The organism is Hyphococcus luteus (genome assembly GCF_002943565.1).
GTDB lineage: Bacteria > Pseudomonadota > Alphaproteobacteria > Caulobacterales > Parvularculaceae > Hyphococcus > Hyphococcus luteus.
In genome coordinates this window covers 41089-65000 of sequence record NZ_PJCH01000003.1, presented here as the reverse complement: position 1 = coordinate 65000, position 23912 = coordinate 41089, and the positions used below count along the sequence as shown (strand labels likewise).

Genomic DNA, 23912 nt, shown 5'->3' with positions numbered 1-23912 from the left:
TCCACACTGTCTCCAATGCAGACTCAGCGAAACTGAATTCTCCGTGAAGATGCGGAGTACCCGCGGTCAGACGGAAAGACCCCGTGCACCTTTACTACAGCTTTACAGTGGCATTAGCGTCAACTTGTGTAGCATAGGCGGGAGGCTTTGAAACGGAGGCGCCAGCTTTCGTGGAGCCACAGGTGAAATACCGCCCTTGTTGTCGCTGGTGTCTAACCGCGGTCCGTGAACCCGGATCCGGGACCCTGTATGGCGGGTAGTTTGACTGGGGCGGTCGCCTCCTAAATGGTAACGGAGGCGCGCGATAGGTGGGCTCAGACCGGTCGGAAATCGGTCGTCGAGTGCAATGGCATAAGCCCGCTAGACTGCGAGACTGACAAGTCGAGCAGAGACGAAAGTCGGCCATAGTGATCCGGTGGTTCTTCGTGTGAGGGCCATCGCTCAACGGATAAAAGGTACGCCGGGGATAACAGGCTGATGATGCCCAAGAGTCCATATCGACGGCATTGTTTGGCACCTCGATGTCGGCTCATCGCATCCTGGGGCTGGAGCAGGTCCCAAGGGTTTGGCTGTTCGCCAATTAAAGCGGTACGTGAGCTGGGTTCAGAACGTCGTGAGACAGTTCGGTCCCTATCTGCCGTGGGTGTAGGAATATTGAGAGGAGCTGTCCTTAGTACGAGAGGACCGGGATGGACACACCTCTGGTGGACCAGTCGTCGCGCCAGCGGCGCAGCTGGGTAGCTATGTGTTGAACGGATAACCGCTGAAGGCATCTAAGCGGGAAGCCGGCCTCAAAACAAATATTCCCTTGAGAGCCGTGGAAGACCACCACGTTGATAGGTCGGGTGTGGAAGCGCAGCAATGCGTGGAGCTTACCGATACTAATTGCTCGATTGGCTTGATTGTCCTCATGCAGTCATCTTCGGATGAAAGCATGAGCGCCCTAAACTCATGCGCGGCGAACGGTCCGTATTCGGATTGTTCGCGCAACGGGTTCGCACATTTGATGCTTCTTGAAAAAGAAGCGCTCTCGCATCGAAATCGTCTTCGCCGGCCTGGTGGTTATGGCGGGGAGCCCCCACCCGATCCCATCCCGAACTCGGTCGTTAAACTCCCCAGCGCTGATGGTACTACGTCTCAAGGCGTGGGAGAGTAAGTCGCCGCCAGGCCTGCCAAGACGATTTTGAAACCCTTCATACAAACCTCCCTTTTATCGAAAGTTATTGCGTCCTCTTCGCGTCTAGCCAGTTTTGCTGGCGTCGGCTTTGTTTTCGTGCTGGGCTGATGTCCTGTTATTGAAAGGCGGCGGCGTGGCTGGCGAAGTTCTAAAGTCAAAAGTGAATAGCCTGTTGGCGCGCATAGGGTTGAAGGTGCACGCCCTCAACGGGCGCATAAGCGTCGATGCTTGGGCCGGTCTTAATCTCCTCTATCTTCATGCTGCTCATTATCGCAAACGCCATGAAGGCGAGATGACGGTTGTTCAGATTGGCGCAAATGACGGCGTCAGCGAGGATTCCGTAAAAAGCGTTTTGACGCTGCCGAATGTGCGTGCTGTGTTGATCGAGCCCAACCCTGTCGCCTTTGAGAAGCTTGAGTCTCTTTACGCTAGCGCTCCGAACGTGATTACGGGGAACTTTGCGATTTCCGTGGAGGCTGGCGATCTGCCGTTTTATGCGGCTGAAGCTGGCGATGATTTTATGGTCAGTAAAGTTTCGAGCTTCGACCGCAAGCATGTTGAGCGTCAAATCGCTGAATATAATCATCGTTTGGGTCAGCGTGTTGCGAGCGTGAAGGAGATCCATGTCAAGACGATAACGTTTGATGACATGGCTGTGCGGTATGATCTGCACGCAATAGACCTGCTCGCGATAGACACCGAAGGCTATGATTATCACATCGTAAAGGCGGTTCTGGCGTCGGGTATGAGTATAGCCATGCTCGAATTCGAATATGTGAACATGACCAACATGGAATTTTCAGAAATTACTGCACTTCTTGCAGAAAATAATTATTTGATGGCGCGCAGCGGCCTTGATGTGTTTGCTGTGCACAAGGACGTCTATCGCGAAAAATTCACTGAATGCCTGACTGTATGGTGAGTGTTTTCATGCGGCCGTCCGCCTGAGCGCCTCCAAAGGCTTGAATGCCGGGGATGTTTCTCGCCGCGTCCTGCTGGGCTATGTTGCAACCCTGAAACGAATCGCCGGCGGCCTTGTTTGGTTCCGGCCAGGAGGACGGCTTGATGCGGGGCGCATTGCAGATTGTCTTGGCGGCGGCTTTCGCCGGGATGGCGGCTTGTTCGGGGCCGGCTTCCGACGGGGCCACCGATTCGGACGGGCCGGCGGCCGAAGACGAGGCCGCCGCAGAAGACGACGTCAATATCGATGTCTGGCTTGAGCGCATGGAGGTCGGCAGCCGCGAGCTTTACTCCGCCCGCGACGCCGTCATCGCTGCGCTCGATCTCGAAGCAGGCGATGTCGTCGCGGATATCGGAGCGGGCACCGGGCTTTACACGCTGCTTTTCGCCGAAAAGGTTGGCGCGGGCGGGCGCGTTTACGCTGAAGACATCGAGCCGCGCTTTCTCGATCTCATCAATCGGCGGGCGGAGGATTCCGGTTTCGACAATATCACCGCCGTTCTTGGCCGGGAAAACGACGTGACCTTGCCCGATGACGCTGTGGACGTCGTTTTTATCGCCGACACCTATCATTATTTCAGCGATCGCGAGGCGGTGATGAAATCCGTCTATCGCGCCCTGAAGCCCGGCGGGTCTCTTATCCTGGTCGATTATGATCTGAAGCCCGGCGAGACGCGCCCGCCGGGAAAATCCCATGTCCGCTTTGGCCGCGCCGGGGTGATATCCGAAATCGAATATATCGGTTTTGACTTCGCCGGCGACCGGGCGGTCGAGGGGCTTGAGGAGAATTATTTCCTGCGCTTTGTGAAGGCAGATGACTGACGGCGAAAACGCCCATTCCCGAAAAGGCCTCAACCGGCTTTTGTTCTGGCTTTATGAAGGCCACGGGACGGCGCCGTTTTATTTTCGTTGGGCGTTTTTGATTTTCGACCTTTTGACGATCAGCTATTTCCTCTGGGCGCCGTTCGAGGCGCGCGGCAAAACCCACGGCGCGATCGACTTTACCATCGGCGCGGTGATTGCGTTCGATCTTGCTGCGCGTTTTTACATTGCGCGCCACAGGCATCGCTTTGTGCTGAACTGGCTTAACTGGGCCGACATGGTGGTGGTCGTCACCATGTTCGCGCCGCTTCTCGTGTCGAATTTCGCGTTTTTGCGGATCCTGCGTGCGGTCAGGGCGGTGCGCGCCTTCACCTTTATCAAGCGCGTCAAAGTGTTGACGCCGTTTTTTCAGCGCCATGAGCGGGTCATCGACAAGGTCGCCAATCTTATCGTGTTCGTCTTCATCATGGCCGCGCTCGTCTACGCGACTCAGGTCGGCGTCAATCCGGGCGTTCATTCCTATATCGATGCGCTTTATTTCACCATGACGACGCTGACGACGACCGGCTATGGCGACATTCTCATGCAAGGCAAGGCAGGCAAGATCCTCGCCATTGTCATCATGGGGCTTGGGCTGACGCTCTTCCTGCAGCTCTTGCGGGCGATCATTGAGCCCGACCACAAAATCGATCATGAATGTCCCGATTGCGGCCTGATCCGTCATGACCGTGACGCCGTTCACTGTCGCCATTGCGGCCGCGTTCTCCATATCGAGACCGAAGGTTTTACCTGATCCCATGAAAAAACCCCGCATTGCGGTTTGCGATGCGGGGTTTTGAACAAAACGCCCGGCAAAAAACGCCGGGCTTTTTTTTTGCGCGAAGTTTTAAGCGCTCGCTGCTTCGGGCAGCAGCGCGCAAAAGCGTTCGACGTCTTCGATCTTGCCCATGGAGACGCGGGACCAGTCCGCATAATCCATATACTGGCCGCGAATGATGACGTTTTTCGCAGCCAGCGCTTCCTGAAGATCGTTCGCCGGTTTGCCGGATTTGAAATAGACGAAGTTCGTCTGGGACGGCAGCGCCACCATCCCGAGCTCCTTGGTTTTTGCAAGGATCATCTCGCGCGCTTCGACAATCTTGGATTTGGAGTATTCCAGGAAGGTCTCGTCGTTATAGGCGCCGATGGCCGAGGCGAGGCCGGTGCCGGCGATCCAGGACATGGCCGCGCCGCGGACTTTCTCGGCGGTCTCTTCCGAAGAGATGATGTAGCCGACGCGAAGGCCCGCCATGCCGTAAATCTTCGAGAAGGTGCGCGAGACGATGACATTGTGGCCTTTTTTGACGAGGTCGAGGCAGGTGTTGCCGTCGGGATCGTCCGCCAGCTCCATATAGGCTTCGTCAACGAGGACCGTCGTTTTCTTGGCCATGCGTTTCACTGCGGCCTTGAAGGTTTTCGAATCGGAGACGAGCCCTGTCGGATTGTTCGGGTTGCACAGTTGCACGAGGCCGGTTTCTTCGGTGACCGCCGCTTCTATGCCTGCAAGGTCGACGCCCATGTCGTCGGTGAGCGGAACGCGCGAAATCTCGGCCAGGCCGAGGCGCTTGGCGTAAAGCGCGGTCGTGTCCCAGAAAAGGCGCGGCGCCACGATCGGGCCCTGGCGCCCGTAAAGAACGGCGATGGCGGAAAGCGCTTCGCCCGAGCCGGTGGTGATGGCGATTTGTTTGGGATCGACGCCGTGGCGTTCGGCGATCATCTCGGCGAGGATCAGATTGGCCTGGCCGGGATAATAGGCGCCTTTTTTACCCGCATAGTCGACCATTTTCAACGCCGATTCCGACGGACCGTAGGGATTTTCATTGCGCGCAAGCAGCGCAACGCCGTCATCGGGCCCGAGCAGCGCATGTTCATGCGCAAGCACTTCCGGCGGAAAAGCCGCTTCTTCCGCTTTGGGGGCGGCTTTCGCGGCCGCGCCGGCGAGCGAGGCGCCGACGGCGCCGGTCAGCATAAGGCGTCTTGAAATTTGAAAGGTCATGGACGGGTCTCCGTTGCTTGCATTGGTTATTGGATCGCGATTGCCGGCTGTTTCATGCTCAGCCTACAAACGAATGTGAAAGAAAGAGCCGGCGGTTTCCGGCGAGGTTTTGCGAACGGGCGCGGCGAGGCGCAGCAACATTATTTTCAGCGTAAAGCTGAAAAGAACGCACGCAAGAGCGCTGGTGAAAAGAAAAGATTGAAAACCAAATCCAAGCGTCACGTCTTGCCCCCGTATCGCTACAGGCCCCTCCGCATCTTCCTGCGGCGCGGTGTCTCCAACCCTAAATTGTTTTTGGTTTTGACAGAGCCTAACGCAGAGTCGCAGGCAATGCACTCGTTTTATGCGTTCTTGTGCGATTGGCGCCGTGGCGTGTTGCTTTTGCAGCAACAGTATAACTCTGTCCGCACCCGGACAGGCGCAAGCGCCGGCGAAGGATGCGCGCACGGCGAAAACGCCGAGGCGGGGCGGGTTGCGCAAAAAACGGCGATTTCGGGAGCCGGACCGGGCCGTTTTTTGGAATAATGCGCTACGTCCTGTCTGTGCAGGCCTGGTTCCGCCTTGCCGTCTCGGGCGAGGCGGGGCGCGGCGTCTTCTTCGGGCGTCGTCATTTCTGCTGCGCGTTCGCATGCGGCGATTTGCGCAGGCAATTCGTTTACGAACAAAAACGTCCTCGCATTTGTGCGGTCCGTTGCGCCTGAAAAAGGAGGCTGGCGCGCTAAGAGACGGAGCTGCTGGCTGTTGCTGATTCTCTTCAAGGAGATGGAGGCGCGCCTCTTGCGCGGCGTTTTCCGGCTCGTCCGCCGCCGCAAAGGCTGAGCTTGAGTGGAAAATTACAAGAAAGAGCAGAATATGTGCGCAGCGTTGGATAGATTGCGTTCTTCCGCTGACGGAGAGCTCGTCGCGTCAGTCCACGCCCGCTGCGCGTCACTGCGAACTTGCATATGAAATTTTCCTGCTGTAATTTTTTTATGAGCGGCCGTTTCAGTTAATAATAAAGCGCTGCGATCCCTAGGAAGGAAATGTCTGTATACTGATGCGCAGCTGCGCTGTGCGAACCCTTTTGCCTGCGGGCCGGCCTGGGTCGGTTCGGGGGCGTGGAAGAGACATGTACGGATTTAAACAGCGGATCAGCGACTGCCGGCATCGCCCATCGTCAAGATGGCTTTCGTCGGCGTGAGCTGAAGACGCGCGGGGAAATGAATAATGGCTGCGATTGACTGGGCTCAAATCCTTCCGACTTTGATCGCCATGCTGGGGGCGGGCCTGCTGGCGGGATTTGCGGCGGGGATTTTCGGGATTGGCGGCGGTTTTGTCGTCGTGCCTGCGCTTTATGCGATCTTCACGGTTCTTGGCGGCGATCCGTCTGTGACGACCCATGTGGCCATTGGCACCTCGCTCGGCACCATCATCGTCACATCGCTGCGCTCGGTTCAGGCCCACGCCAGACGCGGGGCGGTCGATTTCGAGGTCTTGAAGACCTGGGCGCCCTGGATCGTGGTCGGGGTGATTTTGGGGCTGGCGCTGGCGAAGTCCGTCGACGGCGAGTCGCTGACCCTGATCTTCGCCATTGGCGTTTTCATCATGGGCCTTTACATGATGTTCGGCAAAGCCGGCGCCATCAAGATTTCCGATACGATGCCCACGGGCTGGCTGCGTGCGGGGCTTGCGGCCTTTGTCGGCTCTTTCGCCTCGCTGATGGGGATCGGCGGCGGCACGTTCGCCATTCTGGTGATGACGCTTTTCGGCAAGTCGATCCACAGCGCCATCGCCACGGCCGCCGGTTTCGGTTTCATCATCGCCATTCCGGGCGCCATCGGTTTCATGATCATCGGGCAGGGCGTCGAGGGGCTGCCGCCGGGGTCGATTGGTTATGTAAACATCATCGGGCTTGTGGCGATCACGGCGATGACGGCGCTCACCGCGCCGGCCGGCGCCTTCGTCGCTCACAAGATGAACCCGGCTGTCCTGAAACGGGTGTTCGCCACATATCTTCTGTTCACCACGGGCGTGATGTTCGTCGACGCTTATAAGGCGGGGATGGACTCGCCGTCGCCGGACACGCCCTATCTCGCCGAAGCGGCGACGCTGGAGCATTTCGAAAACGCCGTTTCCGAAAAAAATTACCGGGCGTTGTCGGGCGCGCCGCCGGAAGAGGGCTTGTCTTACTACGACGCGCCGCCGCAGGCCGATAATGGCGGCGCCCTGGAGCAATAGGGCTGGACTTGCAACGGGGGGCGACAGCGCCGCGCCAAGGCTGCGGCGGGAATAAAAGAGGGGCTTTAAAATGAAACGGGCAGACATCATTGCTTCGGGGCCGACGCGGCGGCGCTTTGTCGGCGCGGCGGCGCTCGCCGCCCTGACGCCGGCGATGGCGCGCGGCGCGCAACCGGTGACGGTCACCCAACAGACCGGCCAGCCGGCCGGGCATGCCGTTCCCGGTTTCGGCCCTCCTCCGGGGACAGCGCTTCTTTCCCGCAACGAAAATCCTTACGGCCCCAGTGAAAAGGCGGTCGCCGCCGGCTGTTCGGCGACGGCGCAGGGGGCGTTCTACGCCGACCGGTCGCTGCTTTATCTCGTCGACATGATCGCGGAAAAGAACAATATTCCGCGGGACTTCATCTCGGTCAGCGCCGGCTCCGGCGAAGGGCTGTGCGCGGCGGCGCAATCCTGGACCCGCGACGGCGGCGCCATCGCCGCGCCGGCGCTGTTCTGGGACACGACCGTGCGTTATGCGGAGCGTCAGGGGGCGAAGCTCGTCACCGCGCCCATGAAAAGCGATCTCAATGTCGATCTCGATGCGCTGGAAAAGATCGTCGACGACAGCGTCAGCCTGGTGCACATCACCAATCCCAACAACCCGACGGGCAGGCTGCTCGATCCGGACGAGCTCCGGGCCTTCATCCTGAAGGTCGAGGGCAGGGCGACGGTCCTTGTCGATGAAGCTTATAACGAGCTGACCGACGATCCCGAAGGCTCGTCGATGCTCGACATTGTGCGCGACGGCAAGAATGTCATCGTCTCGCGCACCTTCTCCAAAATTTACGGCATGGCGGGCTTGCGCGTCGGCTATCTGATGGCGCGCACGGATCTCACTGCGCGCATCCGCAGCAACATCATGTCCTGGATCAGCGGGCCGGGCCTCGCCGCCGCGATTGCGAGCTATAACGACGAAGCTTTCCTATCCGAATCCAGGGCGAAGATTCTCGAGGGCCGCGAAATGGTGGTTGAGGCGGCGCAATCGCTTGGCCTCACGACGCTGCCCTCCCAGACGAATTTCGTTTTTATGGACGTCAAAGGCGACGCTGACGCCTTCCGCGATGAGATGAAGCGCCGGCGTATTTTCATCCGCGGTGCCTATCAGGGGCTGCCGACCTGGTCGCGTGTCTCCATGGGGCGGCTTGAAGATCTGAAACGTTATGTCGCCGCCTTGCCGGCGGCGCTCGAGGGTTGAAGAAAAAAGGCGAGGGCGGCGCGCCCGGCCCCTCTTTACAAGGCGATAAGTCTTTTTTTGCGTCCCGTTTTGCGGGCGCTGTTTCGTGTTCTCTTTTCAAAAATCCCGATACGGAACATCCTCAGGCGGCGGGGCGCTTATGCTTGTATTTTGGCCGTATAAATGTGGCGCAAAGCTAGTCGCTATGTGCGTTGATAAGAAATTTTATGCTACACGCTTCAACATCAGGCATGACATGCGCGCATGTCTTTAATATTCCTGAAACGGATTATCTCCGTAAGCCGCATCTAATGACGGCCGCCTGTGGCATGGATGTCACCGTCGCATGAAAATCAAAAATCCTTCAAAAAACTGTTGCAGTGCAAAAAGTTTTGTAGTCACCTGTTCTTGTTAACGTGTGCGGATCAAATAATCCGTGCAGGGTTAAAATGACGCTGCGATCAGGCCGGGGGTGGCGATTTCGGCGCATAATAACAGTCAGCCGATGCGCGACAGCACATAAGGCTGCGTTTGGGAGGCGACGCCCGCGGTTTAAAACAAAAGCTCAGCGGGGGCTCGCATGAAAAAACGTCTCAAAACATTCAAGAATCACATGGTTGTGTCGGCATGTCTGGCGGCGATCTGCGCCGTGCAGCCTGCCATGGCGCAAGACGAAGCGGAAAACGACGACGAAGTCGTCGTAACGGGCGTGCGCGGTCTGCCGCGTTCGGTTCAGGATTCGCCGGTGCCGATCGACGTCTTCAATGAAGGCGACCTGGAAGGCGTTTCTTACACCGACGCAAACGACATCCTTCAAACCCTGGTGCCGTCCTACACCTTGTCGCGCCAGCCGATCAGCGACGGCTCCACCTTCATTCGTCCGGCCTCGCTGCGCGGCCTGCCGACCGACAAAACCCTGGTTCTCGTCAATTCCAAGCGCCGCCACCGCGCCGCGCTGGTCTCGATCGGCGGGTCGGGCACGCAAGGCCCTGACATCGCAACGATCCCGGCCGTGGCGTTGAAAAGCGTCGAAGTCCTGCGGGACGGCGCCGCCGCGCAATACGGCTCCGACGCCATCGCCGGCGTCATCAACTTCATCCTGAAGGATTCCGCCGACGGCGTCACCCTGACGGCGCAGTCCGGCAAATATTACGAAGGCGACGGCCTGCAATACATCTTCGCCGGCAATGCCGGCTTCGGGCTTGGCGCTGACGGCTTCGTCAACGTGTCGATGGAGTATTCCCATTCCAACCAGACCTTCCGCAATGAACAATATTGCGAATCCTGGTTTTGCGTGCCGACTTATGCGGCCGCCAATCCCGACTTCGCCGCGGGCGTGGAAGACGCCTCGCTTTCGGAAGGCAGCGTGGTGCAGCCCTGGGGCCGCCCGAACGCCGAAGCGTTCCGCTCCTTCGTCAATATGGGCTACACCTTCTCCGATTCGCTCGAGTTCTACGCTTTCGGCAACTATTCCGACAGCACCTCGGACGGCAACTTCTTCTATCGTTATCCCGGCAACGGCACGATCGAGGATATTCGTCTTGAAGACGGGTCGGTTTATAATTTCCTCGATATCTATCCCGGCGGTTTCACCCCGCAGTTCCACGGCGACGTGACCGACTGGTCGACCGCCGGCGGTTTCCGCGGCGATCTCGGCGGCGGTCTCAGCTATGATCTCTCCGGGCGTCATGGCGTCAGCAAGATCGAGTATTTCATCGAAAACACGGTCAACCCGTCGCTCGGTCCCGATACGCCGACCGAGTTCTATCCGGGCGATCTCATCAACACGGAGACCCAGTTCCAGGGCGACTTCGCTTATCTCGTTGACGCCGGCCTTGCGAGCGAGGTGACCGTCGGTTTCGGCGGCACCTATATGAAGGAAAGCTATGAGCTGGTGGAAGGCGATCCCGCATCCTATGCGGACGGTCCGTTTGCGCTTCCCGATCCGTTTGATCTTTGCGACGGCATGACGGGCCCGACTGCGGCCGGCGCCGGCATCGCCGATCTTGACTGTACGAACCCGGATGACCCGGTCTTTACGGTCATCGGCGTCGGCTCCAACGGCTTTCCCGGCTATTCGCCGGAGTTCTCCGGCAAATATAAGCGCGACAGCTACGCCTTTTATGTCGATGTCAGCGCCGACGTGACCGACAAATGGTTCCTGGAAGCGGCCGGGCGGTTTGAGAACTACTCAGACTTCGACAGCCAGCTCGTTTATAAAGTCGCCACGCGCTATGAGCTGATGGACGGCCTTGCGCTGCGCGGCTCTTACGGCACCGGCTTCCGGGCGCCGACGCCGGGCCAGCAGGGCACGACCAACGTGTCGACGCGCCTGCCCAACGGTTTCCCGGTCGCGACGGGTCTCTTCCCGGCCGGGGGCGTCGTGGCCCAGGCGCTTGGCGCCGAACCGCTCAAGCCGGAAACATCGAAAAACCTCGCTGCGGGCTTCACCGCGGCGTTTGGCGGCATCGACCTTTCCGTCGATTTCTACCGCATCGCGCTTGAAGACCGCGTCAACGCCATCTCGACCCAGGACGTGTCGACCGATCCGATGGCTGGCGCCGCCTATGACAATTATCTGGCGCTTGTCGGCGCCGGCGTCGTCGGCGCCGAATCGATCGGCGGCGTGTTCTACTTCGCCAACGCCTTCGACACGGTGACCAAGGGCGTCGATATCGTCGCCACCACCGATTTCGACCTGGGCTCGGCCGGCAGAACGTCGGTCTCCCTGGCGGCGAACTATAACGACACCAAGTTCGACGGCGATGTGAATAGCCTGTTCAACGCAGAAGAACAGTTCGATTTGCTGAACGGCGATCCGAAATGGCGCGGCGTCTTCACTGCAATCCATAGCGTCGGCGATTTCACGGGTCTCGCGCGGGTCAGCTATTATGGCTCCTATGAGAATTCCGATGGATCGCCGATCACGGCTATTCAGGAATTCGGGTCCGAGTTCCTCGTGGATATGGAAGTCGGCTACACCTTCCTCGATCATTACAAGATCGCCTTCGGCGCCCGGAATGTCTTCGACAACTATCCCGACCGGGGCATGATCGGCGAGACCTGCTGCGGGCGCATCTACCGCTCCGACTCGATCGTCGACTGGCAGGGCGGCTATTATTACGGCAAGCTCGAGGTCTCGTTCTAACCCTCGCCGCAAGCAAGAATGCAGGAAGAGGCGAAGCGGGAAACCGCTTCGCCTTTTTCATTGCCGGGCTGCGGTGAAACCCGCTGTGTTGCGCTGGAAGATGGCGTCCCCGACAGGATTCGAACCTGTGGCCCTCAGATTAGGAATCTGATGCTCTATCCTGCTGAGCTACGGGGACAGCGCGGGCAACCTAGCCAATTTCGCGCTGCGGCAAAACCTGAATTCCCGGTCCGGCGCTGCCTAAATTTCCCGAAAATGTCTCTGAATCGTTTTGCTTTAGTTGATTAACCGCCATAATTGCGGGCGAAAATCCGCTGATAGAGGCTGGCTTTACCAGCCGGGCGGGACGCTAGGCGGGAGACGATATGTTTGCGCGCAGACAGGGTGTGTTGATGGCGGGCGGCCTTCTGGCGGCCTTCGCTTTGGGGATATTGCTGGGCCGGACCATCGCGCCCGATTCGGGCTCGCGCGACGCGCCGAACGGCCAGCCCGTGGTCTCCGCCGAGACCAAGGGCCAGACCCCGCGCCGTCCGTTTCAGGAACGCCGGGACGAAGACGCCGAGCGGCCCGAAGAAGACATCATCAAGGAATTCGCCTATCGTCGGCTGCGCCTCGACACAGGAACCGAGACGCCGAAAGCCTGCCTTCAGTTCACGCGAGAGCTCGATGACGGGGGCGACGTCAATTACGGCGATTTCGTCCGCGTAAGCCCGGCGGACGGCGCCGCCATCGAGGTCGACGGAACCTCGCTCTGCCTCTCCGGTCTGCAATTCGACAAGGATTACACCGTGCGCCTGCGCGCCGGTCTGCCGAGCGCCAAGGGCGAGCGCCTTGAACGCGCGGCGGAAGTGACGGTCGCCTTTGGCGACAAGCCGTCCTATGCGGGCTTCGCTGGGGACGGGGTGATCCTGCCGCGCCTCGAAGCGGACGGGATCGGCATCGAGACCGTCAATGTGGAAAAGGTCGAGGTCACAGTCTATCGCGTTTCGGACCGCTCGCTGGCGCGCAAGAACATCGTTGCGGGCGAGGCGAGCGAAGAGGGGCGTTACTCTTATGTCTGGGATCAGGAAGACGGCCAGGATGTCGGCGTAAAAGTCTTTGCGGGCGAACTTGCGACGCCGGGCGAGCGTAATGAAACGACGACGACGGTCTTTTCGCTCGGCGCGGCGCTCGGCGAGCTCAAGCCCGGCGCCTATTTCATCCGGCTGAAGGACGTCTCGCCGGGCGCTGACGAGAATCGCGCGGCGTCGGCCTGGCGCTGGATCGTTTTCACCGACATGGCGCTGACGACTTATTCCGGCGCCGACGGCGTCGACGTTTTCGTGCGCTCGATTTCGACGGCGCGGGCCATGGCCGGCGTCGAGCTGACGCTGATCGCCGCCAATAACGACATTCTCGCCACCGCCATCACCAATGGGGACGGGCGCGCGCGTTTCGAGGAGGAAGCCGTCAATGGCGATTACCCCTTAACCCCGCGCATGCTCATGGCCTACGGCCCGCAGGAGGATTACGCCGCGCTCGATCTTGCGCGCGCGCCGCTCGATCTTTCCGACCGCGATGTGGGTGGGCGCGCCGCGCCGCCGAAAGTCGACGCCTTCGTTTATCTCGACCGCGGCATCTACCGGCCGGGCGAGACGGTTCATGTGACCGGGCTTTTGCGCGACGATGCGGGCCGCGCCATTGAAGAGCGTCCGCTGACCGTGACGGTGTTTCGGCCCAACGGCACCGAGGCCGACAAGCGCCGCATCACCGACCTTCAGGTCGGCGGCTTTTCCTTCGACTATAACGTTCCCGATTCGGCTGCGCGCGGCATGTGGCGCATCTCGGTCGAGGCGGACGGCATCGACAACGCCGTCGGCGGCGAAAGCTTTTCCGTCGAGGATTTCGTGCCGCAGCGCCTTGAGGTGAAACTCGAAGGCGATGAGGAAACCCCGATCCGCCCCGGCGAAACGCGCGAGCTTTCCGTCGACAGCCGGTTTCTTTACGGCGCGCCGGCGTCAGGCCTTGCGGTGGAGGCGGAGGCGCGGCTTCGCCTCGACCCCAATCCGTTTCCGGATTTTTCCGCTTATCGTTTCGGGCCGGTGAACGGGCGTTTCGATGAGCGCTTTTTGAAACTTCCCAACACGACCACGGACGCGGACGGCAAGGCGAGCATCGCCGTCAACGCCGATTCCGCGCCGAAAAACTACGGCGCCCCCATGCGCGCCGATGTGGTGGTCGGGGTCGTCGAACCCGGCGGGCGCGTGGTGCGCGAATCGGCGCGCATCCCCGTGCGCCCTGACGATGCGTATGTGGGCCTGAAGCTCGCCAATGATTCCGGCAGCTTCGGCCAGGACGAGGAGGTCGCGGTCGACGCGGTGCTGCTCGACTGGGAAGGCCAGCCGGCGGAGGGCGAGCTTGAATGGCGCCTCGTCGAAGAGGATTACTGGTTCGACTGGTATCGCCAGGGCGGCGAATGGCGCTGGCGCCGCTCTTATCGCGACGTGCTCGTCGCGGAAGGGCGCGGCAAGACAGGCGCGGAAAGTTTCGCCAAGCTCGTCAATCAGCGCGTCGATCCCGGGACCTATCGCCTGACCGTCAGCCAGGCCGGCGGCAAGGCGAAAAGCGACATCCGCTTTTATGTGGGCTGGCGCTCTTATGCGGCGGGCGCCGACTCGCCGGACCAGGCGGCGATCACGCTGCAGAACGACAAGGTGACGCCGGGCTCGCGCGCGCGGTTTTTCCTGAACCCGCCCTATGAAGGCGAGGCCACCGTGGTGATCGCCACGGACAAGGTGCATCTCGTCCAGCGCATGAAAGTCGGCGCGGATGGGCGCGAGATCATCGTCAACACGGACCCGAGTTGGGGCGCGGGCTTTTATGTCATGGCGACGGTGGTGACGCCGCGCGATCCCGGCGAGCGGCCGGTGCCGCGCCGCGCCATGGCGGTGACGCATGTGCCGTTCGACATGTCGGCGCGAAAACTCGGCGTCGACATCGAGGATCCGGAAGTGTTCCGCCCGCGCCAGCAGCTCGACCTGCCGGTGACGGTGTCGAACGCCGCGCCGGGATCGACCGTGATGATGACCGTTGCGGCGGTGGACGAGGGCATCCTGCGCCTCACCAAGTTTAAATCGCCCCATCCGGTGGACTATTATTACGGCAAGAAGCGTTTGGGCGTTGCGGTCCGCGACGATTACGGCCGCATCCTTCACGCCAATCTCGGCGCGCCGGCGCGTTTCGGCGGCGACCAGCTCGGCGGCGAAGGGCTCACCGTGGTGCCGACGAAATCCGTGGCGCTCTTTACAGGACCCATCAAACTCGACGGATCCGGCAAGGCGTCGGTCCCCATCGAGGTGCCGGACTTCAATGGCGAATTGCGCCTGATGGCCGTCGCCTGGTCGAAGGATAAGCTGGGCTCTGCATCCGACCCCCTGACCGTGCGCGACGCGGTTCCGGCGGAGCTCGCTTTGCCGCGCTTCCTCGCCCCCGGCGACACGGCGACCGCAACGCTCCTCATCGACAATGTGGACGGCGCGGCGGGCGACTATAAAGTCTCGCTGACGGGCGAGGGCCCGGTGACGCTGTCGACGGATCGGACCTTCACCCTCGCGCAAGGCGAAAAGCAGACGGAGACCTTCTCTTTCGAAACCGGCGAAGTCGGCATCGGCGCTGTCAATCTCAGCGTCGAGGGGCCGGGCGGTTTTTCCGTCTCGCGCTCTTATCCGATCCAGTCGAGGACGCCTTATTTCCCGGTGACGGAAGTGCGGACCGCCGCGCTCGACCCCGGCGAGACCTTCCAGCTCACCGATGCGGTGACCGAACCTTATGTGGACGGCTCGGCGGACGTCACGGTCGCGTTCTCGCGGCTCGACGGGATCGAGCCGGGACCGCTTCTCGACGCGCTTTACCGCTATCCTTACGGCTGCTCCGAACAGCTGACGAGTTCGGCCATGCCGCTGCTCTTCGTCGACGTCTTGGGCGGGGAGATCGGCAAGGGGCCGGAACGGTCCGTGCGCCCGCGCGTCCAGAAAGCGGTGAACGAGCTTCTCAATCGTCAGTCTCCCGACGGCGCCTTCGGGCTCTGGCGGGTCGGCGACCGCTGGGCTTCGCCCTGGCTCGGCGCCTATGTGACGGACTTCCTCTATCGCGCCAAGGCGGAAGGCTATGGCGTGCCGCAGGCGGCGCTCGACCGCGCTTATGCGTCGCTCGCCGACATCGCCCGCGTCGACCGCTGGTATCTTGCAAGCTACCAGACGACGGTTCCCGAATATGAAGGCAATAACGATACACGCGATTATCTGCGCCGGCGCTCGGCGGCCTATGCGCTTTACGTGCTGGCGCGCGCGGGAAGGGCGGACCTCTCCGACCTTCGTTACTTCCATGACGCGCTCCTCGACGAGACGCCGAGCCCCCTGGCCCGCGCGCAGATCGGCGCGGCGCTCGCGATGATGGGCGACCGCGCCCGCGCCGAAAGCGCCTTCGACAAGGCGATGGAGGCGACAGGCTGGACCAATCGCGGCGATTATTATCAGAGCGCCCTGCGTGATGTTGCGGGGCTCGTGGCGCTTGCGGTGGAGACCGGCGAGAACGACCGTACCGAAGACCTCGTTGCGCAGCTTGAAACCTATATGAAAGATCCGAAAGCCATGCACACGCAGGAGAAAGCGTTCACGCTTCTTGCGGCGCAGGCGCTCTTGCGCACCTCGGAGGCGGTGGCGCTGTCGGTGAACGGCGAAAGTCTTGAAGACCTGCCGCCGGCGCCGTCTTTCAGTCCCGCCCTTGCGGCGATCGAAGACGGCGTTTCCTACCGCAATGACGGAGAGGGACAGATCTTCCGCTCCCTGACGGTCACGGGCTCGCCGTCTTCCGCGCCGCCCGCCGCCGCGCAGGGCTTCACCCTGACCAAACGCATCGCGACCCGCGACGGCCGGCCGGCGGACCTTTCGGCGGCGCGCCAGAACGACCGCTTCGTCGTCGTCATCAGCGGCGCGGCGACCGATCAGCGCCTGCATCCTGCGGTGATCGCCGATCTCCTGCCTGCGGGGCTCGAGATCGAGACCATCCTCAACCCGGACGACGCGGGCGGGCGCAATCATAACGGTCCCTATAAATGGATTGGCGAGCTTTCCTATCCGAAAGTCGCCGAGGCCCGCGACGACCGCTTCGTCGCCGCTATCGACGTCAATGGCGGCAACCGCTTCACGCTCGCTTACATCGTGCGCGCCGTGACGCCGGGCGAGTTCGTGATGCCCGGCGCGGTGATCGAGGATATGTACCGGCCGGGCGATTTCGCGCGCACCGAGACCGGCTCGGTCTCCATCGCCGCGGCTGAATGATGGCGGATCGTGCTTTTCCTTTTACTTCTCCCCGATGGGGAGAGGTCGGATTTTCGATAGAAAATCCGGGTGAGGGGGAAAGGATGCAGCTTTGAAGACCGTTTTCTTCCCCCTCATCCGGCGCTTCGCGCCATCTTCTCCCCGACGGGGAGAAGGAAAACGCGTTCCACGCAAGCTATTGATTTCCAGTCTGGCCGCTGTCGCTATCATCGCCGCGCTCGATCTTCTTTTTCCGCCGCCCTTGTCGCGCGCGGAAAATCTCTCGCCGCTGGTGACCGACCGCAACGGCGAATGGCTGCACGCTTTCGCGACGCCGGAAGGGCGCTGGCGCTTCAGGGCCGATCTAGAAACCATCGATCCGTCTTTTGTCGAGCGCGTCATCGCGGTGGAGGACAAGCGGTTTTACGCCCATCCCGGCGTCGATCCGCTGGCGGTGCTGCGCGCCGGATTTTCTTCCCTCGCGTCGGGCGAGATCACGTCCGGCGCGTCGACTATCACCATGCAGACGGCGCGCCTCCTCGAGCCGCGCAAGCGCACCATCGGCGCCAAGCTCGTCGAGATGATCCGCGCGTTGCAGATCGAGCGGCGGTTATCCAAGAAAGAAATTCTCGAACTTTACCTGATGCTCGCACCCTATGGCGGCAACATAGAAGGAGTGCGCGCCGCCTCGCGGCTTTATTTCGATAAGGAGCCGACGCGGCTCACCGATGCGGAGCAGGCGCTGCTGATTGCACTCCCCCAGGCGCCCGAAGCGCGCCGCCCCGACCTCAGACCGGAAGCGGCGAAGGCCGCGCGCAAGGAGATTTTGCGGAAACTCGCCGAGGCGGGCGCGATTAAGGAAAACCGCGCGGTGGAGGCCGCCGACGCGCGCCTGCCGTCCGCGCGTCATCCCCTGCCGCGCATGGCCTATCATGCGGCGCGCCGTCTTGCGTTCAGCGACAAGCCGGGCGTCGTCGCCTCGAGCCTTGACGCTTCGCTCCAGGCCCGCGCGGAAAAAATGCTCGCCGATTATGTGGGCCAGTTCGATGACGGCGCGACCGCCGCGTTGATCGTCATCGACAACAAAACCCGCGCCGTGCGCGCCAGCGTCGGCTCCTCGGGGCTCGACGCGCAAGGCGGCTGGATCGACCTCACCGCCGCGACGCGCTCGCCCGGCTCGACGTTAAAGCCGTTCATTTACGGGCTCGCCTTTGAAGCCGGCTACGCCTCGGCGGACACGGTCATCGACGACATGCCGCGCGCCTTCGGCGATTATGCGCCGGAAAATTTCGACCATACATTTCGCGGCGAGGTTCATGTGCGCGAGGCGTTGCAACATTCGCTGAACGTGCCGGCGGTGCGCGCGCTCGACCGCGTCGGCGCCGTGCGCTTTGCATCCGTCTTGCGGGCGGCGGGGATCGACTTGAAAACCCCGGCCCGCGCCGACAAGGCGCCGGGCTTGGCGCTGGCGCTGGGCGGCGCCGGGGTGACGGCGCAGGAAATCGCGGCGCTTTACGCGGGACTCGGCTCCGACGGCGAGGTCGCGCCGCTGGTCTGGAAAGCGGCGCAAGAAAAAACGCCGGAGGACGCCTATCGTCTGTTTTCGACGAAGACCGCCGCGCGCATTTCCTCGATTCTCGCCGGCGCGCCGGCGCTCGAAGGCCGCGCGCCGGCGGATCTGTCGCGCAGGGCCGTGCGCGTCGCCTTCAAGACCGGCACCTCTTACGGCTATCGCGACGCCTGGGCCGCGGGCCATGGCGGCGGATACACGGCTGTTGTCTGGGTCGGCCGGGCGGACGGCGCGCCGCGCCCCGGCGCCACGGGCCGCAAAACCGCCGCGCCCTTGTTGTTCGACGTGTTCGACATGCTTGCCGAAGAAGGCGTGACGCAAGGCAATATTGAAGATTTAGAGGGCGAGGCGCCGGCCATCGCGCTCGCCCGGTTCGAGCGCGCCGAAGACGCCGCGCCGCCGCAGATCATTTTCCCGCGCAACGGCGTCGAGATTTATCTCGATGCGGAGCGGCGCGGCTTTTCGCTGGCGGCGCGGGGCGGCGAGGGCGCGCGGCGCTGGTATGTCAATGGCGAGCCGGTGACGCCGGAGGGAACAGGCGGGCGCGCCGTCTGGCGGCCCGATCATGCGGGCTTTTACGACGTCACCGTGGTCGACGAGGCGGGCCGCGCGTCTGAAGCCAAAGTGCGCGTCGTCGCCGGATGAGGCGCCGCCTCTTTCTCGCCGGCGCGGCGGCGATGTTCGCGCGGGCTGATGCGCAGACTTTTGTCTCCAACGCGAAAGCGCTCTCCGGCGCGCGTTTCATGAGCGGCGAGACGGAGTTTCTCCTCGCCGACATCATCGCGCCGCCGCTTTACACGCTTGAAAAAGAACGTCCGCCGCATTTCGAAGTCTCGCGCCGCGCCTTGCAGGATTTGCTGACCGGCGCGCTCGATGTCGAGGATGTGCTGGCGCCGACCCGCTGGGGCGTCCGGCGCGTGCTCGCGAAACGCACGGGCGAAAGTGAAACGCTTCAGGAGAGGCTTGTTGCGGCGGGCGCTGCGCGCGTCAGGCCGCAGACGGAAGATCATGATTTGATCCGCCGCCTTCTCGCGCTGGAAGACGCGGCGCGGGCCGGACGCCGCGGGCTCTGGGCTTTGCCGGATTATCGCGTCTTCGATGCCGGGAAGGCATGGGGCGCCGTCGGCGCCTTTCACCTGGTCGAGGGAACGGTGCGCGAGGCCGGACAACATGGCTCGCGCTTTTATATGAATTTCGGCGAGGACTATCGCACGGATTTCACCGCAAGCGCGGCGAGCCGGCTTTACCGGCGCTGGAAGAAAGCGGGAACCGATCTTGTCGCGCTTGCCGGCGTCCCAGTCCGCGTGCGCGGCCTGGTTGAGGCGATCAACGGGCCGTCGATCGACCTCACCCATTTCTTGCAGGTCGAGCGGCTGGATTAGAGCGTCGGGCGAAAAAGCGGAGACCGGTTTTTCGCAAAACCGGCGCGACCACTGAAATTTAGATCATTGGGCGGTTCAAATACGCCGCCCGATGATCTAACTGGCATTGGCCGCCGCCGCGGCTGCGGCGGTTTTCTTCCTGAGGACGCCTTCGAGCTCTTCGATCGCCTTGCCGAGATCGACTTTGCGCACGGCGGCGACTTCGCGGGCCATGCGGTCGAGCGCGGCTTCGAAAAGCTGGCGTTCGGAATAGCTCTGCTCCGGCTGGTCTTCGCCGCGGTAAAGATCGCGCACGACTTCCGCCACGAGCTTGATGTCGCCGGAATTGATCTTGGCGTCATATTCCTGGGCGCGCCGGCTCCACATGGTGCGCTTGATCCGCGGGCGGCCTTTCAGCGTGCCGATGGCGTCTTTCACCGTCTTGTCGTCGGAGAGGGGACGCATGCCGGCGGCTTTGGCTTTGCCCGTGGGCACGCGCAGCTTCATCTTCTCCTGGTCGAAGTCGATGACGAAAAGCTCGATCGCAATGCCGGCGACCTGCTGCTTTTCAAGATTGATGATCTTGCCGACGCCATGGGCCGGATAGACGATCTTGTCGTTGACCTTGAAATCCTGCTTCGCCGTGCTCGACGCCTGGGTGTTCTCAGAGGCTTTGGCGTCCGCCTGGGGCGCGTCCTTGGGCGGGGTGGTGCTCGGCGTCGGGATCGAGGCGGCGAGCGTCGTCTTGCGCGGCGCCTGGCCGACATTCGCCGGCTTCGCCTTCGCGGGCGCCGGGGCCTTCTCGGCGGCCTTGGCCTTGGATGCGGCTTTGGAAGCGGCCTTGGCCGGCGCCGCTTTTTTCGCCGCAGGTTTGGCGGTCTTTTTGTCGGCTTTCGGGGCCGCGGGCTTGGCGGCCTTCTTCGCCGTTTTCGGGGCCGCGGCGGCGCTCTTCGCGGTCGTTGTCTTTTTCTTCGGCGCTGCCGTCTTCGTGGTTTTCGCCGCCGCCTTTTTCACCGTTTTCCGGGCGGGCGCGGACTTGGCGGCGGACTTTTTCTTCGCAGCTTTTTTGGCCGGGGCTTTCTTCGCTGCAGCAGTTTTTTTCGCCGCCGTGGTTTTCGCCGTCGCCTTTTTCTTCACCGTTTTTTTCGCTTTCTTAGGGGCCGCAGCCTTTTTGGCCGCCGTTTTCTTCTTGGCCGCCGGTTTCTTCGCAGGGGCCTTCTTGGCCGCTGCTTTCTTCTTCGTTGTTTTTGTCACCATGACTGACCTTGTCCAAACTTGAAGCCGGCGGAGCGGCCGGCGGCTTGAAATCGGGGATTCGTCTTTGCCGGGCTTGAAAGGCCGGGTCATGCCCGTTTGCCTGAGATTACGCTCGTCCCAATATGAAGCTAACCGGTTCTTTATGAGGAAAAGATCGGAAAGCTTAATATTTACAAAGAATTAAGCGATTTTTTGAAGGCTCCGGCTCAGCGCTTTCGCTGCAAAACGATCCAAGATTCATCCAGAATATTAGCACAAAACTTCAAGCCGCGCTACGGGCTTGATAGGCTTTGGCAAAGCGGGATCCGGGGCGCCGGGCGCGAAAGCGTACAAGGCGCTTAAGAGCCCTGGCCGGGTTTCTGGCTGAAATATTTCTCGAACTTGCCTTCCTCCTCGACGCAGTCGTCGGCGCCGGGCAGGGGATCGATTTTCTGCGTGATGTTCGGCCATTCCGAGGCGTATTTGGTGTTGACCTCCAGCCATTTGTCGGCGCCGCCTTCGGTGTCCGGGATGATGGCCTCGGCCGGGCATTCCGGCTCGCAGACGCCGCAGTCGATGCACTCGTCCGGGTGGATCACCAGCATGTTCTCGCCCTCATAAAAGCAGTCGACAGGGCACACCTCCACGCAGTCGGTGTATTTGCACTTGATGCATGCTTCGGTCACCACATAGGTCATGGAAAGGGATCTCCTAGTTTTGCGACGTTTTTTCGCCCTTCATACCTGCTCGCGGCCCGGACGCAAGCGAGCTTTCCTGACAGGCGCCTCATTTTCCCTTGAGACTGGCCGCCCGCAGGGGCCCGGGGCCGGGCGTTTAGTCAGCAATCGTTAACGATATCCGACAATTTTCGGTTAAGTTCCAGATGCTTGAATAGGCTATAGAAGACTGCGGAAAGCCGGGGGCAAGCGTATGAACGCCGCGGTCAGGAGACTGGCGCCGCAAGAGGCGCCGGGAAGGCCGAATGTCCCCCTCTTACTGGAAAACCCGGTCCTTAAGATACTGGATCGCCCTCGGCATGATTGTGGCGCTGGTTCCTCTCGTCCTGTCCTCGATCGCCGGGTACTGGTTCTTAAATCACGGCGTCATCGACGCGTTCCACGATGTCTCCATGCGCGAACGCAAGCAGGTCGCCGTCTCGCAGAATTTGCGCATCCTGATCTGGGATACGCTGGTGCCGGTGGACGAATATGTCGAAGAAGGGGATCCGGCCCTTGCGTCGTCCTATCGGGATTTCAGCAGCCGAATCGAAACGGATTTCGCCGTCTTGCACGAAAATTTGGGGGCCGATGAAGAAGCGCTGACGATGGCCGAACGGGCGCGGGCCGACTGGACCGTCGCTGACCGTCTCGCCCGGGATTTGCTTGCCGGGCGTCCTGACGCCGATCCGCTGACGCAGGAAAAGTTCGAGCGTTTCCATGCCGCAATCCAGGCGTCGTCGGACCGTCTCGGCGCCCTTTATGCGCGTGTCGCGGCGGCGATTGAAGCCGATCACCGCAGCGCCATGATCTATCGCGAACGGGTGATGTGGCTTATGGGAATCGCCGGGCTTTTGTCGTTAATCGCGATGGTCGGCGGCGTTTTTATCATTGGGCGGGTGATGTCGAACAGTGTCGACAGGCTGGTCGAAGGCGCCCAGCATTTCGCCGAAGGCGACCGCAATCACCGGATCAGTGTGAAAGTGCCGCCCGAATTGCGACGGGTGGCGTTGGAATTCAATCGCATGATCTTCCGCATCGATGAAACCGAAACGGCGCTCGCCGAACTTGCGCGCCGGGACGGGCTAACGAAGCTTCTCAATCGCCGCGCTTTCGACGAAGCGCTGGAGGAGGTTTACGCCCGCGTTCGCCGCGGCGAGGACGGCGCGCTGATGATGCTCGACATCGACCATTTCAAGCAAGTCAACGATGTGTATGGACATGGCGCCGGCGACGACGTGCTGCGCGCCGTGGCGCGGATCATGACGTCGACCGTTCGGCCTTTCGACCATGTTTACCGTGTCGGCGGCGAGGAGTTTTCCATCCTTCTGCCGGGCGTTTCGATGGCGGCGGCGGTGGAGACGGCGGAAAGACTGCGCGCCTCGGTCGCCGAAGAGCCTGTTGACGCAAAAGACGGCGAAGAGAAGCTAAGCATCACAGTCAGCATCGGCGTTGCGGAAATCTCGGCCGGCTTGGCGCCTGCAGAAAGCGTCGAAGCGGCGGACGCTGCGCTTTATCACGCCAAGGCAAGAGGACGGAACCGCGTCGTCTCCATCGACTCGGGCGGCATGACGGCGCCGGGCGAAGACTGCGAAACCATATCCTTTGCTAAAGCCAGGGACGCGCGCCGCTAATCGCCGAGCCGGGCCGCGACCCGGGCCCGCGCCGCGCCCGAATCCTGGTCGTCCACATAGATGAGGCCGCAGATCTGGCGGATCAGCGTCTCCTCGTAAGGATCGCGGGCGCCATCCGAAAGGGCGATCTCCCAGAGCTCCTCGAGGAGGTCGATCTTCTCCTCCCGGGTCATCGCCTTGGCGATCTTGGTGAAGCGCTGGATGTCCGTGGCCCCGGCCTGTTCGGCTTCGGCGCGGGCGCGCATGGCGGAGGCGTCGGCGTCTGAAAGGCCGAAGCGTTTTTTCAGGGCGCCGTCGATGATCGCGCGCTCGTCATCGCTGTACTCCTCGTCGATGCGCGCCGCCTCCACGAGGAGGGCGGCGAAGGCGAGTTCAAGCCGCGTATCCGCGCTTTCCTCCGGCGCTTCGCTTTTGAACCGGTCGAACAGTTTGTCGAACATCGTCATTCCTTCAATCTTCAGACCGGAGCGCGGCAAGCGCGCGGCGGTCTTTCTTCGTGGGCCGGCCGGCGCCTTTGTCGCGG

Annotated in this window: 16 protein-coding genes, 1 tRNA gene and 2 rRNA genes (1 of these 19 running past the window's edge); 14 read left to right on the top strand and 5 right to left on the bottom strand. The window is 61.6% G+C overall.

The genetic code is table 11. The features are described 5' to 3' along the window. The 5 genes from CW354_RS02895 to CW354_RS02875 all read left to right on the top strand — a co-directional run. Positions 1-906, top strand: a 23S ribosomal RNA gene (locus tag CW354_RS02895) (it extends 1902 nt beyond the left edge of the window). Between the two features lie 148 nt (positions 907-1054). Then, a 5S ribosomal RNA gene (gene rrf / locus CW354_RS02890) occupies positions 1055-1169 on the top strand. A 141-nt stretch (positions 1170-1310) separates the two neighbouring features. After that, complete coding sequence (locus tag CW354_RS02885; protein ID WP_133162145.1) at positions 1311-2099, top strand: FkbM family methyltransferase; 789 nt, start codon at positions 1311-1313, stop codon at positions 2097-2099. A gap of 143 nt (positions 2100-2242) precedes the next feature. Continuing rightward, positions 2243-2959 carry a class I SAM-dependent methyltransferase gene (locus CW354_RS02880; RefSeq protein ID WP_133162144.1) on the top strand — a complete coding sequence of 239 codons (717 nt, stop codon included), beginning with the start codon at positions 2243-2245 and terminating at the stop codon, positions 2957-2959. After that, complete coding sequence (locus CW354_RS02875; protein WP_104828553.1) at positions 2952-3752, top strand: ion channel; 801 nt, start codon at positions 2952-2954, stop codon at positions 3750-3752. Before CW354_RS02880 ends, CW354_RS02875 begins: the two co-directional genes overlap by 8 nt. A gap of 93 nt (positions 3753-3845) precedes the next feature. Here CW354_RS02875 and CW354_RS02870 read toward each other — a convergent pair whose 3' ends face one another. After that, positions 3846-4994, bottom strand: a complete 1149-nt coding sequence (locus CW354_RS02870; RefSeq protein ID WP_104828552.1) for a pyridoxal phosphate-dependent aminotransferase — start codon at positions 4992-4994, stop codon at positions 3846-3848. Between CW354_RS02870 and CW354_RS22915 the strand changes: the two genes are divergently transcribed. The 4 genes from CW354_RS22915 to CW354_RS02840 all read left to right on the top strand — a co-directional run bounded on the left by CW354_RS22915 (position 4983) and on the right by CW354_RS02840 (position 11575). Further along, a complete protein-coding gene (locus CW354_RS22915) occupies positions 4983-5519 on the top strand; it encodes a hypothetical protein (protein ID WP_133162143.1) in 537 nt (178 codons plus the stop codon). The genes CW354_RS02870 and CW354_RS22915 overlap by 12 nt on opposite strands. Before the next feature lie 681 nt (positions 5520-6200). Then, on the top strand, positions 6201-7211 hold the full coding sequence (locus tag CW354_RS02855; protein ID WP_104828549.1) for a sulfite exporter TauE/SafE family protein: 1011 nt from the start codon (positions 6201-6203) through the stop codon (positions 7209-7211). 70 nt (positions 7212-7281) lie between these two features. Then, a complete protein-coding gene (locus CW354_RS02850; protein ID WP_207764638.1) occupies positions 7282-8448 on the top strand; it encodes a pyridoxal phosphate-dependent aminotransferase in 1167 nt (388 codons plus the stop codon). Positions 8449-9007: 559 nt separating this feature from the next. After that, positions 9008-11575: a TonB-dependent receptor plug domain-containing protein gene (locus tag CW354_RS02840; protein WP_104828547.1), complete on the top strand. Its 2568-nt coding sequence runs from the start codon at positions 9008-9010 to the stop codon at positions 11573-11575. 101 nt (positions 11576-11676) lie between these two features. Here the strand turns inward: CW354_RS02840 and CW354_RS02835 are convergent. After that, positions 11677-11753 (bottom strand) — tRNA-Arg (locus CW354_RS02835). A gap of 187 nt (positions 11754-11940) precedes the next feature. Here CW354_RS02835 and CW354_RS02830 point away from each other — a divergent pair. The 3 genes from CW354_RS02830 to CW354_RS02820 all read left to right on the top strand — a co-directional run bounded on the left by CW354_RS02830 (position 11941) and on the right by CW354_RS02820 (position 19824). After that, entirely contained in the window at positions 11941-16893 is a 4953-nt protein-coding gene (locus CW354_RS02830) for an alpha-2-macroglobulin family protein (RefSeq protein ID WP_104828546.1), read from the top strand. A gap of 178 nt (positions 16894-17071) precedes the next feature. Beyond that, entirely contained in the window at positions 17072-19087 is a 2016-nt protein-coding gene (pbpC, locus tag CW354_RS02825) for a penicillin-binding protein 1C (RefSeq protein ID WP_207764637.1), read from the top strand. After that, complete coding sequence (locus tag CW354_RS02820; protein WP_104828545.1) at positions 19084-19824, top strand: thermonuclease family protein; 741 nt, start codon at positions 19084-19086, stop codon at positions 19822-19824. Before pbpC ends, CW354_RS02820 begins: the two co-directional genes overlap by 4 nt. 96 nt (positions 19825-19920) lie before the next feature. Here CW354_RS02820 and CW354_RS02815 read toward each other — a convergent pair whose 3' ends face one another. Beyond that, entirely contained in the window at positions 19921-20817 is an 897-nt protein-coding gene (locus CW354_RS02815) for a CarD family transcriptional regulator (protein WP_207764636.1), read from the bottom strand. Positions 20818-20839: 22 nt separating this feature from the next. Between CW354_RS02815 and CW354_RS23630 the strand changes: the two genes are divergently transcribed. Continuing rightward, on the top strand, positions 20840-21082 hold the full coding sequence (locus tag CW354_RS23630; protein WP_207764635.1) for a hypothetical protein: 243 nt from the start codon (positions 20840-20842) through the stop codon (positions 21080-21082). A 316-nt stretch (positions 21083-21398) separates the two neighbouring features. Here the strand turns inward: CW354_RS23630 and fdxA are convergent, their stop codons facing one another. Continuing rightward, on the bottom strand, positions 21399-21737 hold the full coding sequence (fdxA, locus tag CW354_RS02810; RefSeq protein WP_104828544.1) for a ferredoxin FdxA: 339 nt from the start codon (positions 21735-21737) through the stop codon (positions 21399-21401). A gap of 284 nt (positions 21738-22021) precedes the next feature. Here fdxA and CW354_RS02805 point away from each other — a divergent pair, with 284 nt between their 5' ends. Beyond that, on the top strand, positions 22022-23389 hold the full coding sequence (locus tag CW354_RS02805) for a GGDEF domain-containing protein (protein WP_104828543.1): 1368 nt from the start codon (positions 22022-22024) through the stop codon (positions 23387-23389). Here the strand turns inward: CW354_RS02805 and CW354_RS02800 are convergent. Next, the gene (locus CW354_RS02800) at positions 23386-23829 is read right to left on the bottom strand and encodes a tellurite resistance TerB family protein (protein WP_165793488.1); all 444 of its coding nucleotides are present in this window, start codon (positions 23827-23829) and stop codon (positions 23386-23388) included. The two genes, CW354_RS02805 and CW354_RS02800, sit on opposite strands and share 4 nt — an antisense overlap. Positions 23830-23912: the final 83 nt, after the last annotated feature.